This is a genomic window from Rhodococcus sp. NPDC060084, from assembly GCF_042730335.1.
Classification (GTDB): Bacteria; Actinomycetota; Actinomycetes; order Mycobacteriales; family Mycobacteriaceae; genus Rhodococcus.
Window position 1 is genome coordinate 34,934 of record NZ_JBHWWX010000027.1, and the last position, 22,665, is coordinate 57,598.

At 67.0% G+C, this 22,665-nt stretch carries 21 protein-coding genes and 1 tRNA gene; 18 read left to right on the forward strand and 4 right to left on the reverse strand.

Annotation, left to right across the window (positions count from 1 at the left end; translation table 11 throughout):
- Positions 1 to 56 precede the first annotated feature (56 nt).
- The 5 genes from ACFWBU_RS14715 to ACFWBU_RS14735 all read left to right on the forward strand — a co-directional run bounded on the left by ACFWBU_RS14715 (position 57) and on the right by ACFWBU_RS14735 (position 6,123).
- Positions 57 to 698: a ScbR family autoregulator-binding transcription factor gene (locus ACFWBU_RS14715; protein WP_378528600.1), complete on the forward strand. Its 642-nt coding sequence runs from the start codon at positions 57 to 59 to the stop codon at positions 696 to 698.
- Between the two features lie 84 nt (positions 699 to 782).
- Positions 783 to 1,112, forward strand: a complete 330-nt coding sequence (locus ACFWBU_RS14720) for a helix-turn-helix domain-containing protein (protein WP_378528601.1) — start codon at positions 783 to 785, stop codon at positions 1,110 to 1,112.
- Between the two features lie 20 nt (positions 1,113 to 1,132).
- Positions 1,133 to 1,714: a PIN domain-containing protein gene (locus ACFWBU_RS14725; RefSeq protein WP_169621516.1), complete on the forward strand. Its 582-nt coding sequence runs from the start codon at positions 1,133 to 1,135 to the stop codon at positions 1,712 to 1,714.
- A 102-nt stretch (positions 1,715 to 1,816) separates the two neighbouring features.
- Positions 1,817 to 5,470, forward strand: a complete 3,654-nt coding sequence (mfd, locus tag ACFWBU_RS14730) for a transcription-repair coupling factor (protein WP_169621517.1) — start codon at positions 1,817 to 1,819, stop codon at positions 5,468 to 5,470.
- Positions 5,471 to 5,478: 8 nt separating this feature from the next.
- The gene (locus ACFWBU_RS14735) at positions 5,479 to 6,123 is read left to right on the forward strand and encodes a MazG family protein (RefSeq protein WP_169621703.1); all 645 of its coding nucleotides are present in this window, start codon (positions 5,479 to 5,481) and stop codon (positions 6,121 to 6,123) included.
- A 19-nt stretch (positions 6,124 to 6,142) separates the two neighbouring features.
- Here the strand turns inward: ACFWBU_RS14735 and ACFWBU_RS14740 are convergent, their stop codons facing one another.
- Entirely contained in the window at positions 6,143 to 7,249 is a 1,107-nt protein-coding gene (locus ACFWBU_RS14740; protein ID WP_378528602.1) for a class I SAM-dependent methyltransferase, read from the reverse strand.
- Positions 7,250 to 7,562: 313 nt separating this feature from the next.
- Here ACFWBU_RS14740 and ACFWBU_RS14745 point away from each other — a divergent pair, with 313 nt between their 5' ends.
- The 10 genes from ACFWBU_RS14745 (at position 7,563) to ACFWBU_RS14790 (ending at position 15,283) form a co-directional block, all read left to right on the forward strand.
- Complete coding sequence (locus ACFWBU_RS14745) at positions 7,563 to 8,027, forward strand: effector binding domain-containing protein (RefSeq protein ID WP_378528603.1); 465 nt, start codon at positions 7,563 to 7,565, stop codon at positions 8,025 to 8,027.
- Complete coding sequence (locus tag ACFWBU_RS14750; protein WP_378528604.1) at positions 8,024 to 8,449, forward strand: hypothetical protein; 426 nt, start codon at positions 8,024 to 8,026, stop codon at positions 8,447 to 8,449. The genes ACFWBU_RS14745 and ACFWBU_RS14750 overlap by 4 nt, the downstream gene beginning before the upstream one ends.
- A 125-nt stretch (positions 8,450 to 8,574) precedes the next feature.
- Complete coding sequence (locus ACFWBU_RS14755) at positions 8,575 to 10,341, forward strand: putative bifunctional diguanylate cyclase/phosphodiesterase (protein WP_378528608.1); 1,767 nt, start codon at positions 8,575 to 8,577, stop codon at positions 10,339 to 10,341.
- Positions 10,342 to 10,592: 251 nt separating this feature from the next.
- Positions 10,593 to 10,772 carry a sugar transferase gene (locus ACFWBU_RS14760; protein ID WP_277351043.1) on the forward strand — a complete coding sequence of 60 codons (180 nt, stop codon included), beginning with the start codon at positions 10,593 to 10,595 and terminating at the stop codon, positions 10,770 to 10,772.
- A 47-nt stretch (positions 10,773 to 10,819) separates the two neighbouring features.
- The gene (locus tag ACFWBU_RS14765; protein WP_378528605.1) at positions 10,820 to 11,581 is read left to right on the forward strand and encodes a lytic transglycosylase domain-containing protein; all 762 of its coding nucleotides are present in this window, start codon (positions 10,820 to 10,822) and stop codon (positions 11,579 to 11,581) included.
- A gap of 139 nt (positions 11,582 to 11,720) precedes the next feature.
- The gene (gene eno, locus ACFWBU_RS14770) at positions 11,721 to 13,007 is read left to right on the forward strand and encodes a phosphopyruvate hydratase (protein ID WP_169621521.1); all 1,287 of its coding nucleotides are present in this window, start codon (positions 11,721 to 11,723) and stop codon (positions 13,005 to 13,007) included.
- A gap of 8 nt (positions 13,008 to 13,015) precedes the next feature.
- Entirely contained in the window at positions 13,016 to 13,723 is a 708-nt protein-coding gene (locus ACFWBU_RS14775) for a septum formation initiator family protein (RefSeq protein WP_169621522.1), read from the forward strand.
- Complete coding sequence (locus ACFWBU_RS14780) at positions 13,720 to 14,247, forward strand: DUF501 domain-containing protein (protein ID WP_169621523.1); 528 nt, start codon at positions 13,720 to 13,722, stop codon at positions 14,245 to 14,247. Before ACFWBU_RS14775 ends, ACFWBU_RS14780 begins: the two co-directional genes overlap by 4 nt.
- A gap of 2 nt (positions 14,248 to 14,249) precedes the next feature.
- The gene (locus ACFWBU_RS14785; protein ID WP_378528609.1) at positions 14,250 to 15,197 is read left to right on the forward strand and encodes an exopolyphosphatase; all 948 of its coding nucleotides are present in this window, start codon (positions 14,250 to 14,252) and stop codon (positions 15,195 to 15,197) included.
- A gap of 12 nt (positions 15,198 to 15,209) precedes the next feature.
- A tRNA-Leu gene (locus ACFWBU_RS14790) sits at positions 15,210 to 15,283 on the forward strand.
- Positions 15,284 to 15,624: 341 nt separating this feature from the next.
- On the opposite strand, the gene ACFWBU_RS14795 is transcribed toward ACFWBU_RS14790, so the two are convergent.
- Complete coding sequence (locus ACFWBU_RS14795; RefSeq protein WP_378528606.1) at positions 15,625 to 16,179, reverse strand: hypothetical protein; 555 nt, start codon at positions 16,177 to 16,179, stop codon at positions 15,625 to 15,627.
- Between the two features lie 385 nt (positions 16,180 to 16,564).
- Here ACFWBU_RS14795 and ACFWBU_RS14800 point away from each other — a divergent pair, with 385 nt between their 5' ends.
- On the forward strand, positions 16,565 to 18,223 hold the full coding sequence (locus tag ACFWBU_RS14800; RefSeq protein WP_169621524.1) for a CHASE3 domain-containing protein: 1,659 nt from the start codon (positions 16,565 to 16,567) through the stop codon (positions 18,221 to 18,223).
- 163 nt (positions 18,224 to 18,386) lie between these two features.
- Here ACFWBU_RS14800 and ACFWBU_RS14805 read toward each other — a convergent pair whose 3' ends face one another.
- Positions 18,387 to 19,133: a GAF and ANTAR domain-containing protein gene (locus tag ACFWBU_RS14805; protein WP_169652517.1), complete on the reverse strand. Its 747-nt coding sequence runs from the start codon at positions 19,131 to 19,133 to the stop codon at positions 18,387 to 18,389.
- Between the two features lie 1,150 nt (positions 19,134 to 20,283).
- Between ACFWBU_RS14805 and ACFWBU_RS14810 the strand changes: the two genes are divergently transcribed.
- Complete coding sequence (locus ACFWBU_RS14810; RefSeq protein WP_296551024.1) at positions 20,284 to 22,005, forward strand: hypothetical protein; 1,722 nt, start codon at positions 20,284 to 20,286, stop codon at positions 22,003 to 22,005.
- A gap of 4 nt (positions 22,006 to 22,009) precedes the next feature.
- Here the strand turns inward: ACFWBU_RS14810 and ACFWBU_RS14815 are convergent, their stop codons facing one another.
- On the reverse strand, positions 22,010 to 22,150 hold the full coding sequence (locus ACFWBU_RS14815; protein ID WP_169652516.1) for a hypothetical protein: 141 nt from the start codon (positions 22,148 to 22,150) through the stop codon (positions 22,010 to 22,012).
- 281 nt (positions 22,151 to 22,431) lie between these two features.
- Here ACFWBU_RS14815 and ACFWBU_RS14820 point away from each other — a divergent pair, with 281 nt between their 5' ends.
- Entirely contained in the window at positions 22,432 to 22,623 is a 192-nt protein-coding gene (locus ACFWBU_RS14820) for a hypothetical protein (RefSeq protein ID WP_169621526.1), read from the forward strand.
- The last annotated feature ends 42 nt before the right edge of the window (positions 22,624 to 22,665 follow it).

Consider the following 22,665-nt stretch of genomic DNA (forward strand, 5'->3'; position numbering starts at 1 on the left):
GTCTTCACAGGAGTGCACGACCGACGCCCAGTGGCGAACGAAGAATCGGGGTCTCTGTGGGACGGCAGGTACGCGCTGAAGTGACGCGCGAGGCGGTACTACGAGGAGCCGCCGAGGTATTCGTGCGGGAAGGCTACGCCAACGCGAGCCTGAACGAGATCATCGAAGAGGCGGGTGTCACCAAAGGCGCCCTGTACTTCCACTTCGGTTCCAAGGAAGAACTCGCTCGCGGCGTGATCGACGCCGGGTACGCCCGGATGGCCGCGGAAACTGCCGTGAAGACCGACCGGCGCGCGCCGGCGCTGGAAGCAGCCATCGAACTGTCGGTGCTGAACGTCGACCTCGCCGAAACCGATCCGGTGGTCCGCGCGATGTTCCGCCTGCTCGTCGAAATCGGCGACTACCGCGGTGCGGAAGAACACCCCTTCGACGTCTGGCTCGAAGAGTTGAAGGAACTCACCAGGCGCGCAGGCGACGAAGGCGACCTGGCCGAACACGTCGACACCGACGCGTTCGCGTTGCTGCTGATGGAAGCCGGTATCGGTGCGCGCACCGTGGGAGCGGCGATGAGCGGCACCAAGCATCTGACCGAGCGGATCGAGGCGATGTGGAGCCTGCTGCTGCCGTCGGTGGTTCCGCCGAGCAAACTCGAGTACTTCCGCCAGTTCGCGGCCCGCAGACTCCGGTTGCAGTCCTGAACGCGATGGCCGCAGTGCGCCCTCGGCTCCGGCCGGCCCGGATGGTCGTTGCATTCCCTCCGTCGTGCTGACAGCATCGCCGCCGTGACGTTCGGACCGTTCGATGCGCGCCAGGCGCCGAGAGAACTGGCACGTCTGCTCGACGAGCTCGGCCCGGACACTGCCGTCACGATCGGGCTGGTGCCCGCATTACTGACCATCGCGCAGGTCGCCGACGTCCTCGGATGCTCGCGGCGCTACGCCGCCCGTTTGGTGGACACCGGCGCGCTGACCGCAGAATTCCACGGCCTGCATCGCCGGGTGCCCCGGACCGAGGTCCTCGCGCTCGGCGAACGCCACACCAGGATCCGCACCGAGGTGCTCGACAACCTCGCCGATCTCACCCGCCGCGAAGGCATGTACGAGAAGTTCTGACGCCCGACGAAGGGAGAGCGGTGCCGATCCGAGTCGTCCTCGACGCGACGGTCCTGGCGAACGCGCGGGTCCGGGATGTCGCACTCGCTTTCGCGGAAGACGGTTTGTACCAGCCGTATTGGAGCGACGGCATCATCGCGGAGGCCGATCACCGGCTGCCGGAACACCTCGCCCGACCTACCCGCGACTACCTGTTCGCCGAACTCGACCGCGCGTTCCCGGACGCGCGGGTGACCTGGCCCACCCCGGTCCTGCGTGAAGTGCCGTACGTGATCGACCCGAGAGAAACGCACGTCACCTCCGTGGCGCTGCTCTGTCATGCGGACGCCGTGGTCACTGCCGACGCTGTGACCGCGCGGGCACTCGAACGATCCGGCGTCGAAGCGTGGACCCGCGACGCGTTCGTCACATTCGCGCTCGACGCCGACCCCGCGCGGGCACAGCGGTCGCTGCTGCGGATGGTGCGCCGGCGGTGGCTCGAGCCGGGAACCGAGGCGAATCCGAGCGACGCGGATCTGCTGGTGCGGCTCGCAGTGTGGGCACGTTCGGCGCTGGGCGACAACAGTGCCGATCTGCTCCGCGGCTACGCGGCAGCGACGTGAGCGTGCCGAGGGTGATCCCTGTTGCCCGCTCGGTCCTGACGCAGATCCCGCGCGAGGCATAGACTCGATAAGGTTCTCGTCTCAAACTCAGGAGCGCTTTCCTTGTCTGCTGTGCCCCCGGTCGCCACCCCCTTGTCCGGATTGGCGCGGATCGCGCTGTCGGACTCCCAGTTCCAGAGGATCGGTGAACTGGTCGGCACTGCCGAGCAGTCGCTGGTCGCGCCGTCCGCGGTTCGCCCCTTCGTTGCCGCAGCCCTCGCGGAGAAGACCCCGGTACTCGTGGTCACCGCGACCGGCCGCGAGGCCGACGACCTGACGGCCGAACTCGCTCAGATGGTCGGGGACAGCGTCGCGCAGTTCCCGTCCTGGGAGACCCTGCCGCACGAGCGTCTGTCGCCGAGCGCCGACACGGTGGGCCGGCGACTCGAGGTGCTGCGTCGGCTCGCGCGCCCGGACGATCGGGATCTCGGCCCGGAGCTGCGGATCGTCGTCGCCACCGTGCGTTCCCTGGTGCAGCCCATGGCGCCCGGACTCGGAGAAATCGAGCCCATCACGCTGCGTCTCGGTTCCGAGCACGACTTCGACGAGCTCGTCGCGCGGCTCGCCGAACTCGCGTACACACGCGTCGACATGGTGGGCAAGCGCGGAGAATTCGCGGTGCGCGGTGGCATCCTCGATGTGTTCCCGCCCACAGCGGACCATCCCGTGCGCATCGAATTCTGGGGCGACGAGGTCACGGAACTGCGGCCGTTCTCGGTTGCCGACCAGCGTTCCATCCCCGAACTGGAGATCACGACCCTCATCGCACCGCCGTGCCGGGAGCTTCTGCTCACCGACGCGGTCAAGGAGCGCGCCGCGAAACTCGCCGCGGAAAACCCGGCCGACGCCGCGCTCGCCGAGATGTTCGAGAAGATGGCCGGCGGAATCCCGGTCGAGGGCATGGAAGCGCTGCTGCCCGTGCTGCAGCCGGGAGAACTCCAGCTGCTCACCGACGTCGTCCCGCGCGGCACCCACGTCCTGCTGTGCGATCCGGAGAAGGTGCGCACCCGCGCAACCGACCTGGTGCGCACCGGCCAGGAATTCCTCGAGGCGTCGTGGACCGCTGCGTCGATCGGCGGGGCCGCGCCGCTGGACACGTCGAACATCAACGGGGTCGACGGGAACACACTCGACCTCGCGGCGTCGGCATACAGGTCCCTGCGACAGGTGCGCGAAGCTGCGCAGGCCCAGGGCACACCGTGGTGGTCGCTGAGCCAGCTCGAGTCGGGTGCGGATACCGAGACCGTCCTCGCGGTGCAGTCGGCACCCGAGATCCGCGGTTCCGAGGAACTGCTGTCGATGCTGTTCGCGAACCTGCGCGCCCACGTCACCACCGGCGGACGTGCCGCGATCGTGGTGGCCGGCACCGGCACGGGTCAACGCGTGCTCGAGCGGCTGAAGGAGAACGAGGTCCCCGCGGCCGAACTCGAACCCGGCGCGGAACCGGTGCGGGGACAGGTCGGCGTCCTCCGCGGTGCGCTGCACGAGGGTCTCGTCCTCACCGGCAACGGCGACAACGTGGTGCCGGGACTGGTCCTCGTGACCGAGGCCGACCTCACCGGCAACCGGGTGGTGACGGAGGCGCGTAAGACGCCGGTCAAGCGCCGCAACCAGGTCGATCCTCTGGCGCTGACCGCGGGCGACTACGTGGTCCACGACCAGCACGGCATCGGCCGGTTCGTCGAGATGGTCGAACGCACCATCGGCGGAGCCCGTCGCGAGTACCTGGTGATCGAGTACGCGCCGAGCAAGCGTGGCCAGCCGGGCGACCGCCTTTTCGTGCCGATGGAATCGCTCGATCAGCTCTCGCGCTATGTGGGCGGGGAACTCCCGTCGATCAGCAAGCTCGGCGGCTCGGACTGGGCGAACACGAAACGTAAGGCCCGCAAGGCTGTCCGTGAGATCGCGGGTGAGCTGGTGCGGTTGTACGCGGCACGGCAGGCCTCGCCCGGCCACGCCTTCGGCCCGGACACTCCCTGGCAGAAGGAGATGGAGGACGCGTTCCCCTTCACCGAGACCCAGGATCAGCTCACGGTGATCTCCGAGGTCAAAAGCGACATGGAGAAGCCCGTACCGATGGACCGGGTGGTCATCGGCGATGTGGGGTACGGCAAGACCGAAATCGCGGTCCGGGCTGCGTTCAAGGCCGTCCAGGACGGCAAGCAGGTCGCGGTGCTCGTGCCGACGACCCTGCTTGCCCAGCAGCATCTGCAGACCTTCACCGAGCGGATGGCGGCGTTCCCGGTCGTGGTGAAGGGACTGAGCCGGTTCACCGACGCCGCCGAATCCCGCGAGACCCTCGCGGGCATGGAGGACGGCACCGTCGACATCGTCGTCGGCACACATCGCTTGCTGCAGACGGGTATCCGCTGGAAGGACCTCGGCCTCGTCGTGGTCGACGAGGAACAGCGGTTCGGCGTCGAGCACAAGGAGCACATCAAGGCGCTGCGCACCCACGTCGACGTCCTGACCATGTCCGCCACGCCGATTCCGCGCACGCTCGAGATGAGCATGGCCGGCATCCGCGAGATGTCGACGATCCTCACTCCGCCGGAGGAACGGCACCCGATTCTGACCTACGTGGGTGGCTACAACGACAAGCAGGTGGCCGCTGCGATCCGGCGCGAACTGCTGCGCGACGGCCAGGTGTTCTACGTCCACAACCGCGTCAGCTCGATCGACAAGGCCGCCAAGAAGATCCGCGATCTCGTCCCCGAGGCGCGCGTGGCGGTCGCGCACGGGCAGATGAACGAGGACACTCTGGAAAAGACCGTGCAGGGCTTCTGGGAACGTGACTTCGACGTACTCGTGTGCACGACGATCGTCGAGACGGGCCTGGACATCCCGAACGCCAACACACTCATCGTCGAGCGAGCGGATTCGCTCGGGCTGTCGCAGCTGCACCAGTTGCGCGGTCGTGTCGGGCGGTCGCGCGAACGTGGGTACGCGTATTTCCTCTATCCGCAGGAGAAGCCGCTCACGGAGACTGCGTACGACCGGCTCGCGACGATCTCCCAGAACTCCGATCTCGGTGCGGGCATGGCCGTGGCGATGAAGGACCTCGAAATCCGCGGCGCGGGCAATGTGCTCGGCGCCGAACAATCGGGCCATGTCGCGGGGGTCGGATTCGATCTCTACGTGCGGCTGGTGGGTGAGGCTGTCGAGGCATTCCGCGCTGCTGCCGACGGCCGCCCGATCTCGACGGACGAAGCGCCCAAGGAGGTACGCATCGACCTGCCCGTCGACGCGCACATCCCGTCCGATTACGTCACCTCCGACCGGCTCCGTCTCGAGGCATACCGGAAACTCGCTGCCGCGAACGACGACAACGCCATCGACACGGTCATCGACGAACTCGTCGATCGGTACGGCCCGATGCCGGAGGAGGTCCGGAGGCTCGTGTCGGTCGCGAAGCTGCGCCTGCTGTGCCGGGAGTACGGCCTCGACGAGGTCACCGTGGTCGGCTCGCAACTCAAGATCGGTTCGCTCGAATTGCCGGACTCGAAGCAGATGCGGCTCAAGCGGCTGTACCCGTCCGCGCAGTACCGGCCGACGAGCGGCACCGTGCAGTTGCCGATCCCGCGCACGGGCGGTATCGGTTCGGATCGTGTCCGCGACGTCGAACTGCTCCAGTTCATCGCGGACTTCCTCCTCGCGATGGACGGAAAGCCCCAGGGCTCGGTGGACATCAGCGCCCCGGTATCGGTGGGCGTGTGAGTACGGAGATGACCGGGCCGGGTGACATGCTGCGCGAAGCAGCGGAGGTGATGGACCGGCTGTGGGCGTTCGGGGGATGGGAGGTCACCCAGACCCACGAGTCGCTGCGCCGGTATCTCGTCGAAGAGACCTACGAGGTGCTCGACGCGATCGAGTCCGGTGACCCGGATTCCCTACGGGAGGAACTCGGCGACCTGCTGCTGCAGGTGCTCTTCCATTCACGGATCGCCGAGGAGTCCGGAGCTTTCACAGTCGACGACGTCGCCGCGACGCTCGTCGCCAAGCTCGCGGCGCGCAGCCCTCACTTGTCCAACGGCCATACCGGGCCGCTGGATGTCGCGGAGCAGGAAGCCGCGTGGGAGGTCGCGAAGAGAGCTGAGAAGGCCCGCGAGTCGTGCCTCGACGGGATCGCCATGGCACAGCCGAGCCTGGCGCTGGTCGACAAGGTGCTCGAACGCGCGCGACGCGCCGGATTCCCCGACGAGCTGATACCCGACGAGCTGAGAACGGTCCGGATCGACGATTCGGGTGACACCGAGGCGGCGTTGCGAGGCGTCGTGCTGCGGTTCGCCGATGCGATCCGGACGGCCGAGCGGTCGGCGGGAGCCGGGCCGCACGACGCCGAAACATGGAAGCGTCACTGGAGAGGCTGACCGGCGTCCCGGCGAGTTCTCAACGGTCCCGGCGCAACTCGTCCGTCCCGCGGGGCGGCAACGTCCACCTGTCGCCGAGTTCCGGGTAGCGCGAGCGCAATTCGGCCAGCTCCCGCGGCGCCGTCACCAGTATGTGGTCGGGTGCCGCAGACACCATCAGATCGGGCGCCACGATGGGTACGTCGGTGCCGGGCATCCGGCGGCCGTGGTGGCCCGGTGTGCCGTCGGCGACGGCGGAGACGAGGGTCCTGCTCACGTGGGCGCGCGCGAACAAAGTGACGGTCGAAGCCGTTGCTCCATAGGCTGTTACGGTTCGATGCCGGAGGGCCATCTGCCGGAGCCAGCTGTGGAGTGCGGCAGCGTCACGGTCGGCGGCGGCTTGGAGCACTCGAACCGTACGAACGGTGGTGATGCCCTCCTCGCGTTCGGCGGCGAGTCGCCGGCGGACGAACGGTTCCGGGTACAGGGTGCCCTCGCAGACCGCTGCCGCGAGTATCACGTCCGCGGTGGGTCCGATCGGCCACGCGTTCCGGAGAAGCAGTCCTGCATCCTCGAGGGCGCGACGCAGTGTCGTCACCGTGTAGTACACGAAACGTCCGTACTGCAGGGCATCCCAGCGCCGTTGGGCGATGACCGCGGACAGGGAACGGAATTCCAGGAGAAGTGTGCCGTCGGGAGTCAGCGCAGCCGCCCGCTCCCGGAGAGCGCGGCGCTGATCGAGTTCTCGCTCGAGGGCGAAGGAGTCCACCACGACCGACGCGGGCTCACCGTGTCGGGGAGATCGAAAACCGAAGGGCTGCAAGCGTGGAAGCCATCGCTCGCCTTTCGGTGATCCGAATTCGGAGATGGTCCCCCCGGAGAGCAGGCCCGCCTTGCGGATGATCCGGACAGCGTGGTCGACGTTGCGGTATTCGGGTGCGACCGCAGTGCGGTGTGTGTCCGGACCGGCGTCACAGCCCAGTTGGGCAAGCCCGCACGCGCGGCAGAGCAGCATCGCCAGGCGGCTGCGCACTTCGTCGGAGCGAACGGGAGTCTCCCGAACGGGGAATCGGCCGGGCAGTGGCACGCGGCCGAGGTCGAGGGCGGGATCGAGATCCGGATGACCGCATGCGCGGCACCCCGTCACCGCGCGAGTCCGGCCCAGCGGGGGTCGGCGCCCGACGGCACCGGGGCATGCCTGCTCCGGGCGGGCGCCGGGGGTTCTTCCATGGGACTTCGTCCTCCTCGTTTTGCGTCAGCGCCGACCTGCATAACGTGTGTGGCGATGAATTAATGACCGGAAGATTGAAAACCTAGCTAAAACATACCATAGGTTTGTTTATGGCTATCGTGAAAGGTGTGGGTGTTGCCTTTAGTCTCGAAGCAATTCCCATTACGCGTGCGGGTCGGGCAAGCGCGGGGTGGGTGCCTACGTAAGTGGCTTGGAGGGGGATTGCCCGATGGCGTTCTGCATTGTCGAGCGTGAAGAAACTTTGGTAACAGGCTTGCCGGTGCGGAGTCCGCGCCGCGCGTTGGGAAAACTGAGAGACCCACACCTCGAGCGCGCCTGGTCCGCAGTGTTGAAGCAGGACGCCGGCGGGCCCCTGGCGTCGACCTACACCGATCACGCGGAAGACATCGGTTCGTACTACACCCAAACGGTGGGGTACTGCTGCCGGACGCTCGAAGAGGTCCGGCCCGGGCATGTCGTGTCCAGGCTCCCGTCCGGTCTGTATGCGAAGTTCTCCGCGGTGGGGAGTCACTTTCCCGACGTGTTCAGTGAACTGTGGCGGCAGATCTGGAGGGCTGAGGGGCGCGGCGACATCGTGCGAGCGTTCACAGGCGATTTCGAGTGCTACCCACACGCCTATCGCATCGAGCTGTACATATCGATCGAGGATTCCACATCGGTTGCGCAGCAATGACCTTCACCATCGTCAAGGTGCCCGGATACGCGGTCGGTGGTCTGGTGGTGCCCGGGATCGAGCCGGGGTCCGGTCGTCCCGGCGACGATCTGCTGGCCTTCACCCTGGAGCGGTTCCGCGAACGAGGTCTACGCGACGTCACCGTCGTCTACGTCTCCCACCCGGAGGTCGGATGGACGGTGGTGGCCGGATATCGCTGCGACGACATCGGCAGTCTCGCGGTGGGTGACTCGCTGATCCGCGTGACCGACAAGTACGCCGCACGCTTCACGCCGGACGGGTCGAGCACGGATCCGTGGGAAGACGTGTGGACCCAGGTGGATATCGCCGAAAAGGAGGGCGACATCCCACGGGTATTCCGCGAGGAGGTCGCATATCTTCCCGCGGCCGGCGAAATGGAACTGTATATCTCCCTGGAATGAAGGGCCTTCGCCCGCTTGTCGATACGGCACTGTGAGCTCATGCGTGAGTGCGATCGAAGGGAGAAGGCGTGGTCCGCTCGTCCTCGACTCTCGAAAGCCTGGTCACCCGGGTGGCGGCACTTCTCATGCCGGCCGACGTGGCCACGCACCGCGAAGTGTTCGACCGGGTTCTCGAGCTCCTCGCCGACCACTTCGAGGTCGACGCCTGCTACCTCAGGTACAACGATCACGACCTCGCGGCCACCGTGCTCGTCGCCGAATGGCCCCCGCAAGCGCACAGCCCCGGTCCGGACTCTTCCGCGGTCCTGCAGTTCCGCGATGCGGGTCCGATCATGGCCGACTCCGAAAACTCGAAGGATCCCCGGGTGTTGGCGGCGCCGGGACAATCGATTGCCGCGGTGCCACTGCTCTGGGGAGACATCACCACCGGAACCCTTGGTCTGGTGGGGGAGCGGGACCGCGCCTGGACCGAAGACGAGATGGAGTCGCTTCGCCTCATCGCGGCCTTGTTCGCGCAGGTGCAAGCACGTGTTCGGGCCGAGGGAGAACTACGGTACGCCGCTTATCACGACTCGTTGACGGGTCTGGCCAGTCGACGGGCGTTGCTCGAATACCTCGACGAACGGCTGCGACCCGGGAACCCGGGACCGGTGGCGGTGCTGTTTCTGGACCTCGACCGCCTCAAAGCGCTCAACGATTTCCTCGGGCATCGTGCCGCCGACACATACCTGTGCAGGATCGGAGAGCGGCTGATGCAGGTCAACCGCCCGGTCGACGTGGTGGCCCGGCTCGGTGGCGACGAGTTCGTCGTCGTCCTGGCAGGTCCGGCCACACCGGCCGACGCGTGGGAGCGAGCAGCGCAGATCCAGCGGGTGGTGGGCGAATCCGTTTCGCTCGACGGCCAATTGGTGGGACGAGGAGTCAGTCTCGGCATCGCGCTCGGTGAGCCGGGGGAGATCTCCTCGGTGGCGCTGCTCGGTCGCGCCGACCAGGCGATGATGGCGGTGAAGGTGCAGGGCGGCAACAGCGTCGGCTTCTTCACGGAGGACATGAACCACGAAGGCGAGCGACGGACCCGCATCGAACTCGATCTGCGGGCCTCGATCGACGACGACCATTTGATCCTCGAGTATCAACCGGAGGTGGATCTGCGGTCGGGAGCGATCCTCGGGGTGGAGGCACTTGTGCGCTGGAACCATCCGGTTCTCGGCACGCTTGCGCCCGCCGAATTCATCGACGTCGCCGAATCGACCAATCTTGCAGCAGAACTGGGCAGGTGGGTGATGGAGACAGCGTGTGCCCAGCTCGCGTCGTGGAAGAAGAAGATCCCCGGTCTCCATCTGGTGATGGGCATCAACGTCTCACCGGTCCAGCTGGTGACCGTGGGGTTCGACGAGTCGGTCGCGTCGATGCTGCGGCGTCACGGACTGAGGGGTGCCGAGGTCTGTCTCGAAATCACCGAGAACGTCGTGGTCGGCGACCTGCGGCGAACCAGGGCGACCCTCTCGCGGCTCGAACGGCTGGGAGTCCGGATCGCGATCGACGACTTCGGCACCGGATACAGCTCGCTCGGTCACCTCAAGTCGCTGCCGGTGGACACGCTCAAGATCGACAAGGGCTTCGTCCAGAATCTTCATCGCAGCGAAGGTGACCGGGTCATCGTCAATTCCATCGCCGGGCTCGCGACGTCGTTCGGTCTGGACCTCGTGGCCGAAGGTATCGAGGCGGAGGGGGCGGTGCCCTATCTCCTCGAGCTGGGATGCAGACGGGGACAAGGCTTTCTGCTCAGCGCTCCGAAGCCGTCCGAGGTGGTGGAGGGCATGGTGAGGGTCGGGTACATCGACCTGCCCTGGGCGACGGGGCGGGGGAGCGGTGGGTTCCAGGCCCGGTGACCTGGAAACAAATGGTTTGTTGTTGCGCGTTGTTCCGACGGGCACCGCCGGGGCCGAGGCGACTACGGCCGAAGTGGCCCACCGAAGGAAAGCGCGTTACAGGAAGCCGGCACGGGACCGGATCGAGACGAGCAGACCCGTCCGGGAACGGGTGCTGTATCGGCAGACCCGCGGAGCGCGGTTCACGATGTACACGTTCCGGAGTATGGTGCCGGGCGCGGAACAGCGACTGCACGATGTTCTCGAACTCGATGCGGGAGCCGGCGTGCTGTTCAAGGCGCACGACGATCCGCGCATCACGCAGTGACCTCTCCCGGGAGGAGTCCGTCCGCGCCGACCTCCGGTACGTGGAGAACTGGAGTTTCACCATGGATCTGTCGATCCTCCGTCGTACCGTCGGCGCAGTCCTGCGCAGGGACGGCGCCTACTGACGGCGCCGATCGCGCGCCGTCCGATCCGACGTGTGGAGGATGGAGGTGTGTACCAAGCCCCGCGCCGACGTCGTTCCCCCTGGCCGTTCGCTCTCTTCGGCATCTTCGGGGTGGTCGTCCTCCTTGCCGTGGGTGTCAGCCTCACCGTGCCGCAGGAGCCCCGGATCGCCGTCCCGGACGGAGTGCCGCCCGCGCGTGGAACGGAAGTTCCGTCCATCGACTTCGCAGGTCCCGGGCGCACCGCGGGACTGCTGAGGGAGTGGGCGCAACCGCAGGCCGACGCGCTCGACATCCCGGTGGTGGCGCTCGAAGCGTACGGACACGCCGCAGCGGTGCTGGCCGCGACGCGGCCCGAGTGCGGCCTGGCCTGGACGACCCTCGCCGGGATCGGCGGCGTCGAGAGCCGGCACGGGCGGCACGGCGGCGCGTCCCTCGCCCCCGACGGCACCGCGACACCCGAGATCCGCGGTGTGCCGCTCGACGGAAGCCCCGGCCTCGCCGAAATCCGCGACACCGACGGCGGCAGGCTCGACGGCGACTCCCTGCTGGACCGGGCCATGGGCCCGATGCAGTTCATCCCCGAGACATGGGAGCGGTGGGGTGTGGACGCCAACGGGGACGGCGTGGCGGACCCGGACAACATCGACGACGCCGCGCTCAGCGCGGGACGCTACCTGTGCGAGCGCGGCGGCGACCTCGACAGTGCGGAAGGGTGGACGCGGGCTCTGATGGCCTACAACCTTTCGGGGGAGTACATGACGCTCGTACGCGACCGCGCGGCTGCGTACGGTGTGGGCGTACGTCCGTAGCAGACCGTCGAGCACGGTCCAGGCGGGTCGCGGCCGCGTCCCAGACGCGCGCCTGTGCCTCACACCCTGGTCGCGCCGGTTAGGCTGTCCCCAGCGTGCAGACACCGCAGCGTGAAGTCCATCGAAGGAGAATCAGCCAGTGGCCATCATTGAGCAGGTAGGAGCCCGCGAAATCCTCGACTCCCGGGGCAACCCGACGGTCGAGGTCGAGGTGCTGCTCGAGGACGGAAGTTTCGCCCGCGCTGCGGTACCCTCCGGGGCCTCCACAGGTGAGCACGAAGCCGTCGAACTGCGTGACGGTGGCGACCGTTACGGAGGCAAGGGTGTCGAGAAGGCCGTCGAATCGGTCCTCGAAGAGATCGCTCCGGCGATCATCGGACTCGACGCAACCGAACAGCGCACCGTCGACCAGGCGCTTCTCGATGCCGACGGCACGCCCGACAAGGGTCGTCTCGGCGCCAACGCACTTCTCGGAGCGTCGCTCGCCGTTGCCAAGGCCGGTGCCGAATCTGCGGGCCTCGAGCTGTTCCGTTACCTCGGCGGCCCGAACGCGCACATCCTGCCCGTGCCGATGATGAACATCCTCAACGGTGGCGCACACGCCGACACCGGAGTCGACGTCCAGGAGTTCATGGTCGCTCCGATCGGCGCGCCCACGTTCAAGGAATCGCTGCGCTGGGGTGCGGAGGTGTACCACTCGCTCAAGTCCGTGCTCAAGAGCAGGGGGCTGGCCACCGGGCTCGGCGACGAGGGCGGTTTCGCGCCGGACGTCGCAGGCACCAAGGAAGCGCTCGACCTGATCAGCGAGGCCGTCGCGAAGACCGGTCTCAAGCTCGGCACCGATGTCGCTCTGGCACTGGACGTCGCCGCCACCGAGTTCTACACCGAGGGCACCGGCTACGCGTTCGAGGGCAAGAACCGCACCGCCGACGAGATGGCTGATTTCTACGCCGAACTGCTCGCCGCGTACCCGCTCGTCTCCGTCGAGGATCCGCTCAGCGAGGACGACTGGGACGGCTGGGTCGCGCTCACCGACAAGCTCGGCGGCAAGCTGCAGCTCGTCGGCGACGACCTCTTCGTCACCAACCCCGAGCGGCTCGAAGAAGGCATCGTCAAGGGTGCCGCCAACGCGCTGCTCGTGAAGGTGAACCAGATCGGCACTCTCACCGAGACTCTCGATGCCGTGGATCTCGCGCACCGCAACGGGTACAAGACGATGATGAGCCACCGTTCCGGCGAGACCGAGGACACCACCATCGCCGACCTCGCAGTTGCGGTCGGCAGCGGCCAGATCAAGACCGGTGCACCGGCACGGTCCGAGCGCGTGGCGAAGTACAACCAGCTGCTGCGCATCGAGGAGTCCCTCGGGGACGCTGCCCGTTACGCGGGCGAAGTCGCCTTCCCGCGGTTCAACCTCGAGGGCTGAAATCCGGTATGAACCAGCGCGGTAGATCCCGGCCCGGCGCCCGTCGAGCCCGCACCGAAGGTGCGGCAAGTGCGCGGCGGCCCAGCCGGGCACGCCCCACGGGATCTACCGCTCCGGTCGACAGCGGTACCGAGAGCGCCGGAGCCCGTCCGGCCGGACGCGAGGACCCCGTCCATTCGTCGCCCGGCCGCGGGCGTTCCGGAGCCTCCGGTCGCGCCCGGCCCACCCGGGTCGGTGCGACCGACGCCGCGCGCCGGGACCACCGGGAACGCACTTTTCTCGGTCTGTCCACGGGGCGCGCGGCCATCCTCGCGCTGGTCGTGTGTGCGCTCGCATTGACGCTCGCGGTGCCGTTGCGCACGTACGTGAGCCAGCGCTCCGAAGCTGAGCAGCTCGCTCGCGAACGGGAGCAGCTCGAGACGGAGATCGCCGCGCTCGAAGAGATGAAGGCGCACATCGAAGACCCGGCGTGGATCCGGGCGCAGGCACGTGAGCGGTTGCGCTTCGTGATGCCCGGCGACATTCCGTACATGGTGCAGTTGCCCGGCGACGTGCCGCCCGAACTCGAAGAAGAAGAACCGGAGTCGCCGACCACCGGAGCCTGGTACAGCGACCTGTGGCGTTCGGTGGCCGAACCGCCTCCCGAACCCGAAACCGAACCACTGCCGCAGCCGATGCCTGTGGCACCCCCAGAACCAGGAGATATCCCCGGGTGACCGATTCAGTGACGCAGGAAGACCTCGACGCCGTCGCAGCACAGCTCGGGCGCGAACCCCGCGGCGTCCTGGCCATCGCCTACCGTTGCCCCGACGGCGTGCCCGGCGTGGTCAAAACCGCGCCGAAGCTGCCGGACGGCACACCGTTCCCGACGCTGTACTACCTGACCGACCCGCGCCTCACCGCGGAAGCGAGCCGGCAGGAGTCCGCAGGTGTGATGCGGGAAATGACCGAACGGCTCGGCACCGATCCCGAACTCGCGTCCTCGTACCGGCGTGCCCACGAGTCGTACCTCGCCGAACGTAACGCCATCGAGTCGCTGGGTACAGATTTCACCGGCGGAGGCATGCCCGATCGGGTCAAGTGCCTGCACGTTCTGATCGCACATTCGCTCGCGAAGGGCCCGGGTCTCAACCGGCTCGGCGACGAATCCGTCGCCCTCGCCGCAGACGCCGGATTGCGCGGCACCGCTGTTCCTGCCGACTGGCCCACCTACGCCGAACTCCGTGGGGAAGCGCAGTGAGCGTGTCTCGCGTAGCGGGCATCGACTGCGGGACCAACTCCATTCGCCTGCTCGTCGCGGACATCGCCGACGACGGCACCCTCACCGATGTCACCCGGCTGATGCGCGTCGTCCGGTTGGGGCAGGGCGTCGATGCCACGGGCCGTCTCGCTCCCGAGGCGATCGAGCGAACCCGTGTGGCGCTCACCGAGTACGCCGGCATCATTCGCGACACCGGTGCGACCGGGGTGCGGATGGTCGCGACATCGGCGACACGCGACGCGCAGAATCGGGAAGACTTCTTCTCCATGACCCGCGAGGTGCTCGGAGCCGTGATTCCCGGCGCCGAAGCCGAAGTCATCACCGGGGACGAAGAGGCGCGTTTGTCCTTCGCCGGTGCCGTCGGTGAACTCGATGCCGCCAGGGGACCTTTCGTCGTCGTCGATCTGGGCGGCGGCTCCACCGAGGTGGTGCTGGGCGACGAGAACGGTGTTCACGCAGCGTATTCCACCGACATCGGGTGCGTGCGCCTCACGGAGAGGTGTCTGCACGACGATCCGCCCACCGCCGAGCAGGTCTCGGAGGCGCGGGAGATCGCCGCGGAAAAGATCGCAGAGGCGCTCGCGCACGTTCCGGTCGAGCGCGCCCGTACCTGGGTCGGAGTCGCGGGCACCATGACCACCCTTGCCGCGCTCGGCAACGACCTCGACACCTACGATCCCGACAGGGTGCATCTGTCGACCGTCGGGTTCGACCGCCTCCGGCAGGTGTGCGACGGACTGCTCGCCGCGACCCGCGAGAAACGTGCTGCTCTCGGGCCGATGCACCCCGGCCGGGTGGACGTCATCGGCGGCGGCGCAATCGTCACCACCGTCCTCGCCGACGAACTCCGACGCCGCGCCGGCATCACCGAACTCGTTGTGAGCGAGCACGACATCCTGGACGGGATCGCCCAGTCCGTCACGCGCTAGGGTGTTCCGGACGCCCCTATAGCCCAATTGGCAGAGGCAGCGGACTTAAAATCCGCCAAGTGTGGGTTCGAGTCCCACTGGGGGCACCTATGTGTACCGTCGCCCAGGTGGTCGACGAGGCGGTCCGCACCATCGCCGCCCGGTACGCCACGACCGGACCGGGGCCGTCGTCCGACGACTGAGTCCACCGACCGCGAACGAGTTGGTGTCGTCGGTGTCGTCCCGCACACAAAGCGCCCCGGCCGATCCTTGGGCGTCGGAGCTTCGGTGTAGCAGCAACGTTCGCGGCGACCCGAAGTACTTCGTTGCGGCGGACGATATGCGCCTTCCCCGTTCGTGGAAGCGGCGCGTGTCGATGCTCAGGCGTGTGCGGGCGTCGACTTCGCCGATGGACAGGACTCGGTGCCCATGGCGCCTCCAGGGGCGTTCAGGGCCGTTCTTCTCCCGTGTACCGCGCGCCGCGTTGATGGGCTCCGTGCGACGTCGTGTCGGTGGGTGATGTCGTTCCGCTGGGTGTCGTCCCGGTGCTGGGTGTCGTCCCGGTGGTGGGTGCGGTGCCGGTGGTGGACGCGGTGTCGGTGGCAGGTGTGGTGCGGGCGGTATTCGCATCCGAGACGAGCGTGCTGTTCTGTTCCGCGATGCGATCCCGGTCCTTTTGTGCTTTCGCTGCTTCTTTGCGGGCGTCCTTCGCCTCGCGGCGGGCAGTTCTGGTACGCCGGGACGATCGCCGCGCCCCGGACATGAGCAGAGCCAGCCCGAGCAGGCCGACAGCGCCCACGACGATGCCGTAGAGGAACAGGGTCCCGGTGGAGCCGGTGACCTCGTAGCCGAAGACGGAGAACCCGTCGGTGATCGTGTGTTCCTCGCCGCCGTTGGTCAATACGCCGACAACCCCGACGACGACGGCTGCGAGCAGGAGAACGAGTCCGAGGAGAATGAGCATGGTGGCCTCCAGGCCTACGGTGTGGTGCTCGGTGAACATGCAGGTACCCGCTCTTCAACGATGCCACGTGGTCGTGCTCGCGTCCTCGGTTCGATGATGATGGCGGCAATTCGGGCACGGTGACGCTCCGCTCGTCGCGATCCCGTTGTGGCTCGTCCGCTCATGCCCGGACGCCGGCCGGGATCGGTCCCGAGCCGCCCGGGACCCGAGCGTGTCCGGCTGCAATTCGTTCGGACGGGCAGGAAAAGACCATCGATGCCGTGCGATTACCCGTGTCCGATTCCTCCCAGTACGCTACGGCGGTGTTCTCGATGTCGGTACCCCTGCCGCGTGCAGGGTCGTCCCGTCTCGCTCGGATCGGAAACGCACGCGGACATCGGACCGGTGTGCGGCGCGAAGTGGAAAGAACAGGACCTAAGCGAGCATGAGAGATCCTTCGTTACCCGAACCCAAGAGCGAACAGATCCGTTCCCGGATGACTGTCCAGGGCTGGTTCCAGGTTGCGTTCGCAGCCCTGGCGGTGTTCCTTCTGGTGGGCACGGTTATCGGTACCTACTTCATCGACCGGACCGCCCGGATCACCGACCAGTTGGTCGTGGACATCCAGCCGGCACAGGTCGAGGCGTACCGGTTCCAGTCTGCTCTGCTCAACCAGGAGACCGGAGCGCGTGGTTATGCCCTCACCGGAGACCCGGGCTTTCTCGAGCCGTACCTCACCGGGCTCGAGGCCGAGCGGAACTCCGTGGAGCGGCTGCGCACCCTGATGGCCGGCCACGACGATGCGCTCGCCAACCTCGACACCATCACCTCGAATGCGGCGGCATGGCGTGCCGAGTACGCAGAGCCGCTCGTGGATGCACCGCCGAGCGGGACCGAGCGAACCGATATCGCGGAGATCGAACGCGGACGTGCCGCCTTCGACGTGCTGCGCTCCCAATTCGAGGACCAGAACACGATCCTCGTCCAGGCTCAGGCGGACGGTTACGAGGGGCTCGTGCAAGCCCGCACCGTCCGCAATTCTGTCCTCGTGGCGATGGTGGTCGGTTTCCTGTTCACCGGCGCACTCATGGTCGTGCTCGTGCACAACCTGGTCGCCACGCCACTTCTCCGGCTCCGGGCGGCGACGCGGCGGGTTGCCGGTGACGGGAACTTCGATCAGCACATCTACCCGCAGGGCCCGAAGGACATCCGGGACCTTGCGACGGACGTGGAGGCGATGCGCGGGCACATCGCCCAGGCATTGACCGATGCACGCCGGCAGCAGGACAAGCTAGCTCGTCAGACCGCCGATCTCGATGCCCAGGCCGACGAGCTTCGACGCTCCAACACCGAACTGGAGCAGTTCGCCTACGTTGCGTCGCACGACCTGCAGGAACCACTGCGCAAGGTTGCCTCCTTCTGCCAGTTGCTCGAGAAGCGCTACGGAGACAAACTCGACGACCGGGGTGCCCAGTACATCGCCTTCGCGGTCGACGGGGCGAAACGTATGCAGGTCCTCATCAACGACCTGCTGGCGTTCTCCCGCGTGGGCCGGGTCAACGACGCGCGTCTGCGCGTGGACCTGGACAAGACCTTGGACAAGGCGCAGTCCAATCTCGCGATCATGATCGACGAGGCACAGGCCCGCATCGAGCGGCCCGAGAAGATGCCCGAGCTGACCGGTGACCCCACCCTGCTGACGATGCTTTGGCAGAACCTGCTGGCCAATGCGATCAAGTTCCGGCATCCCGACCGGACTCCCGTCGTCCGGATCACGTGCGAGAGGGTGGACGCGGAGGACGACGCGGCCGGCTGGGAGTTCTCCGTCAGCGACAACGGCATCGGTATCCCCGCCGAATTCGCGGAAAAAGTCTTCGTCATCTTCCAGCGCTTGCATGCCCGGGACGTCTACACCGGGACCGGTATCGGTCTGGCCGTATGCCGAAAGATCGTCGACTACCACGGGGGCAACATCTGGATCGACACCACGTGGACGGAGGGAGCCCGCGTGTGCTTCACACTCGTCGGCGCGAAAACCCAGACCGAGCTGGGACCATCGGGAGCCGTTCACCCCGCGGGCCTGCCCGGCGCGGCGCGCTCCTAGCGCAGTTCCGGCGCCGCCGGGGGACATGGCGGTGCTGTCGATCCCGCGGGTTTCCGTGCAGTGAGGGCGGGGTATCGGAGAGAGAGGTTTGACATCTGCCCGGGCGGGTGGTCGGACCCAGGCGGCGTGAGTTCAGAGCAGTAGCTCACGCCGCCGTCGGGGCTCAGCGGTCCTTGCCGACGGAATGATTCTCGACGACGGTGCGGGCCAGATCCGCAACCTTGAGATTGACTTGCTGCGACGTGCGCCGCAGAAGGTCGAACGCCTCGTCGGCTGTGAGGTCCTGGGCCGCCATCACGAGGCCGACTGCTTTGCCGATCTCCCGATTGCTCACCAAACCGCTACGCAGCGAGTCGATGTCTTCGCCGCGGCCGATTGCGGTGGCAGTGACCGAGGCGAACGCCGCCAGCATGCTGGCATGGTCGGCCGCGGCCGCGGAAGTGAACGCGCCGACAGTATCCGAGAACAGATTCAGTGCCCCGACCTTCCGTTCGTCGATCAGCAACCGGAAACCCATTGCTCCGCGCACGGGGGTGGACTCGACCACCGCCCGGGCGAGTGCGGGCCACGACGAGCCGTTCCGCAGATCTGCCTCGATCTGCGGAACCTCTTCCTCGATCGCGTCCAGGCAGGGTCCCTCACCGAGGTGCCGCTCGTGGGAATCGATGGCCGCAGCGACATCGTCGCTGGCGGCGACGAGGACGAACTCTCCGTTGCGGCGCAGCATCACGCTCGCGTGGTCACAGCCGGGCACGAGCAGGGTTGCGGCCACGCAGATCGCCGAGTACACCTCGGAAGCGTCGGCGCCGCCGTACAGGATCTCGGCCAGGGCAGTGAACACAGTTGCGGGATCGGCGTTGTTCGACGCCGGGGTGACGGTCGAGGATCCGTTCCCGTCGTGGTCCGTCATGCGGTAACCACCGGGCGACCGGAATCTCGGTGCATGCACTCGGAAGCACTCGAGATCTCTACCGGCTCAGACGAACACGGGTGTCGGCCGACTGTGCTCGGCGGGCACCACCGGTGACGCGACGCACGGCGATCCGAAGCCCCGATTCCCCCTGGACCGCGGGGAGGGGAGACCGGCCGAGCATTCGACGCGGGAACAACTCTCATTGAAGGGTTTCTCCTGAAACAGACCCGATCCCGCCGGTTCGAAAACTCGCACTCGACACCGCGGACACGATTGACGATCAAGGGCTTCTCTTTAACCCCGGGGAATCGTACCCGAGCGGAAGGGGCGCCGATCTTTCCGTGCCGGGCCCTCGAGGGGGCTTTCGCCTGCCGTGACGCCGAATCCGATTGCGTTGTGCCGGATGATCTTCATCGCCGCAGGAGGGAATAGGTGGAGGGCACTCTGGGCATAGATAAGAGGGAAAGACGTCGGCCGTCCATGGATGGCACGACCGTCGCCTCGATCGACGAGGCGGCGTATGGGTGAAAGGACTTCACATGTGGGCTCTGCTCAGTAAGCCGGTCCGTCGATGGGTGCTGCTCTCGCTGGCAGTTCCGCTGGTCGCCGGGGGTTTGTCTCTCGTTGCCGGTGTTCTGCAGCGCCGAAAAGGGCACCCGACGAAGACGTCGAAATCGTTGTTGGCGGTGTCGAACTTCCTCCGCAGGCGGCGCAACCGCGGGTCGAGTGATCACGGCCGTTCGAACACGGGCAAGTGACGCCGGAATCTCATATCCCCAGCCGGCCGCCTCCGTCACCCTGCGGGGAAATCTGGGCCGGCAATACGTATTCGCGCCGAAGGTCGTCAGGATTGAGGACGAACGGCCTTACCGATAGGGACCTTCGGCGAAGGTGAACGGGTAATACGACGCGCGCTCCGGGATCGTTCGACCCCGGCCGGGGTCCGGGTCGGCCGACGAGCCACCCGGCCGGGGGCCGGGACCGTCCCGGAGCGCCGCGCCTGACCGAACCTGCGGAGCGCTGCCGCCGAATGCGGTATTCCACGTCACCGTCGCACCCACCGTGGTGGAATCGACAGATTCCGGACGGCGGGGTTGCCATACGCCACCCGGTGCGGTTCGATCCGAGGGACTCGGTGGGGGGACACATGAAGATCGTGGATGCGGTCGCGCGGGCGTCGATGTCGGTGCTGCTCGCGGCGACGGCCGGTGCCGGCATGGTGGTCCTCCCGGGGGTGGCCCACGCGCAGGCCGGAGACCGGACCGAGGTTCCGTACCTGTCCACAGCGCCGCTCGCCGAGAAGGTTGCGGGGTCGGTCGTGTCCATCGCCGTGCCGTTACCGCCGGAGGTGGGGCCGCACCCACCGGAGTGCGACCGACTGTCGTATCTGCGGTGGCGGTCGGTCGACGGCCCCGTCGAGTCCGGGGATGCCGATCGCATCTTCGTCGCACAGCCCGGAATCTTCGAGGGCGCAGGGGCATTCGAGAGTGTGGCTCGCAATACGGTGGTGGCGGCCTCAGAGCGCGGCCTGCACGTCGAGTTCTGGGCCCTCGACCGGCGCTCCAACTGTCTCGAGGACCACGTCGGGATGCGCGCCGCGCTCGAGACGGGCGATCTTGATACGGCCACCGACTACTACTTCCGCGACGCCGAGATCGACGGCGCACGCTTCGAAGGACATGCGACAGGGTCGGATGTCGCGTGGCTCGCACATGTGGGTCTCGAGCAGACCCTGCGCGACCAGTACGACCTTCTGCGACACGAGTTTCCGGACCAGAAGGTCCGCAAGGAGAAGGTGCTCTGCGGTGGGCACTCGATGGGCGGTTTCATCACCGGCTACTTCGCGGAATGGGATTTCGACGCCGACCCTGCCACCACCGACGACGCCGGCTACAACCAGTGCTCGGGCTATTTCGCGCTCGATACCGTTATTCGTGCGGGCGCGCCGTTCCCGAGTTCCGGGCAGCAACCCGACGTACCCGAAGCATTGGCCGCACCGCTCGAGATCTTCCTCGGAGCGGCCTCCACGGCGAGTCCGGTCCTGCAACTTCCCGCGGTCATCAACCCCGAAACCACGAATACCCTTGCGCTGGCAGGGCTTGCGGCACGGTTGGACCCCGACGGGGTCAACGACATCGTGTCGCGGATGCCCGACAACGCGAACGTGAACTGGACGCTGCGTACGTTGCTGGCGAAGGATCCGGAGATGTTCGCGACGGGTGTACCCGATGTGCGGACGCTCAACGCCACCAATGAAGCGGTGCTCGGCGCCCTCCTGGACGACAACTCACAGCCGCTGGGGTTCTTGCAGGCGAGTGTCGGGTTCATGACCGGAGGGCCCGTGCAGGACAAGGTGTTCCCGGTGCCGTCCACTCCGGAGATACTCGAATCGGGATCCTTCGGGGACGCCCCGAAGGCGTCGCCGGCGGTATACGGCGACCCCGAGGTGATCTACCGGTGGCTCGATTACGACGAGGTGGGTACCGAAGCGTCGTTGCCGGAGGAAAGCCGGTATACCTCTCGGGCCGGTGAGGTGACATCGATAAACGAGTTGGCGCGCAACCTGTCCGAGCCGCCGTTGGATTTCACCGAGTGGTACTTCCCGATGCGCTTACCGTCGGATCTCGCGCAGAGTACGGCCCCGTCGTTTGCGGCGCATCATCTGTACCGCGACGGGGTGACGAGGAACCCGGTCCTCACGTTGCGCGGGAGCGGTGGAATCACGCTCCCGGCGTCGAACCATCCGAACGCTGTGGCGATCACCCTTCCCGGGTACAACCACATCGACGTTCTCACCGCGGCAGCCGATCAGAACGACGGGCACGGCGAACCGGTGTCGCGAGCTCTCGTGGAGTTCGCGACACCGTAGGCCGTCAGGGGCGACCGGAGAAGATCGAGCTGTAGTCGTAGGGGCCGACCTGCGCGGCAGGCGCGACAGGCTCGGCCTGCTCCGGCTCGTTCGGGTTGACCGGCTGCAGGAACAAGGGATTGTTGGCTTCGGTGTAGCTACTCATGGTGGTCCTTTCGGGTTCGGCGCGGACAACTCCGGCCGAAGGGGAGCGACGAGGTGCAAACAGCGAGGTCGCGCGGTGTATGCGCGGGTACTCGGGTGCAGATCGAAGAAGATCATCGAGGCCCGTCCGAAGAAGATAGCTCGGAGGCTGCGAGCCGTGCGATTTCTCCACCCTACACCCCTGGGTCGCGGTCCCGCTGTGCGACACGGCGGGAGCGGGGCGGCGCGAGCGGGGAGGAAAAGGAGGTTTAGGGCCGGGGCTCCGCCGGGAAGTACTCGGGCATGGCTAATTACAGAGTGATCGATCCCAAGGGCGACATCGTCGAGACCAAGGAAATCGCCAGTGCCGATGACGCGCACGCGTGGTTCGTCGACAAGCGTGCCGACAACAGCGAACTCGGCTGGCGGATGGAGGCCCAGAACGACGAAGACGGAACCTGGCACTTCTTCGACGACACCGAGGGCGCGTCCTGAGGTTGTCCCACGCGAAACGGGCCGGGGGCCGCGCACGAAGCG

Bases quoted from the DNA above. Each gene is read 5' to 3' on its own strand.
- ACFWBU_RS14755 (WP_378528608.1), top strand. From the start codon at position 8,575: ATGCCGGCCGACGTGGCCACGCACCGCGAAGTGTTCGACCGGGTTCTC.
- ACFWBU_RS14800 (WP_169621524.1), top strand. From the start codon at position 16,565: ATGAGAGATCCTTCGTTACCCGAACCCAAGAGCGAACAGATCCGTTCC.
- ACFWBU_RS14795 (WP_378528606.1), bottom strand. From the start codon at position 16,179: ATGTTCACCGAGCACCACACCGTAGGCCTGGAGGCCACCATGCTCATT.
- ACFWBU_RS14815 (WP_169652516.1), bottom strand. From the start codon at position 22,150: ATGAGTAGCTACACCGAAGCCAACAATCCCTTGTTCCTGCAGCCGGTC.
- ACFWBU_RS14760 (WP_277351043.1), top strand. From the start codon at position 10,593: ATGCGGGAGCCGGCGTGCTGTTCAAGGCGCACGACGATCCGCGCATCA.
- ACFWBU_RS14820 (WP_169621526.1), top strand. From the start codon at position 22,432: ATGGCTAATTACAGAGTGATCGATCCCAAGGGCGACATCGTCGAGACC.
- ACFWBU_RS14750 (WP_378528604.1), top strand. From the start codon at position 8,024: ATGACCTTCACCATCGTCAAGGTGCCCGGATACGCGGTCGGTGGTCTG.
- ACFWBU_RS14805 (WP_169652517.1), bottom strand. From the start codon at position 19,133: ATGACGGACCACGACGGGAACGGATCCTCGACCGTCACCCCGGCGTCG.
- ACFWBU_RS14775 (WP_169621522.1), top strand. From the start codon at position 13,016: ATGAACCAGCGCGGTAGATCCCGGCCCGGCGCCCGTCGAGCCCGCACC.
- ACFWBU_RS14810 (WP_296551024.1), top strand. From the start codon at position 20,284: ATGAAGATCGTGGATGCGGTCGCGCGGGCGTCGATGTCGGTGCTGCTC.
- ACFWBU_RS14745 (WP_378528603.1), top strand. From the start codon at position 7,563: ATGGCGTTCTGCATTGTCGAGCGTGAAGAAACTTTGGTAACAGGCTTG.
- ACFWBU_RS14735 (WP_169621703.1), top strand. From the start codon at position 5,479: ATGACCGGGCCGGGTGACATGCTGCGCGAAGCAGCGGAGGTGATGGAC.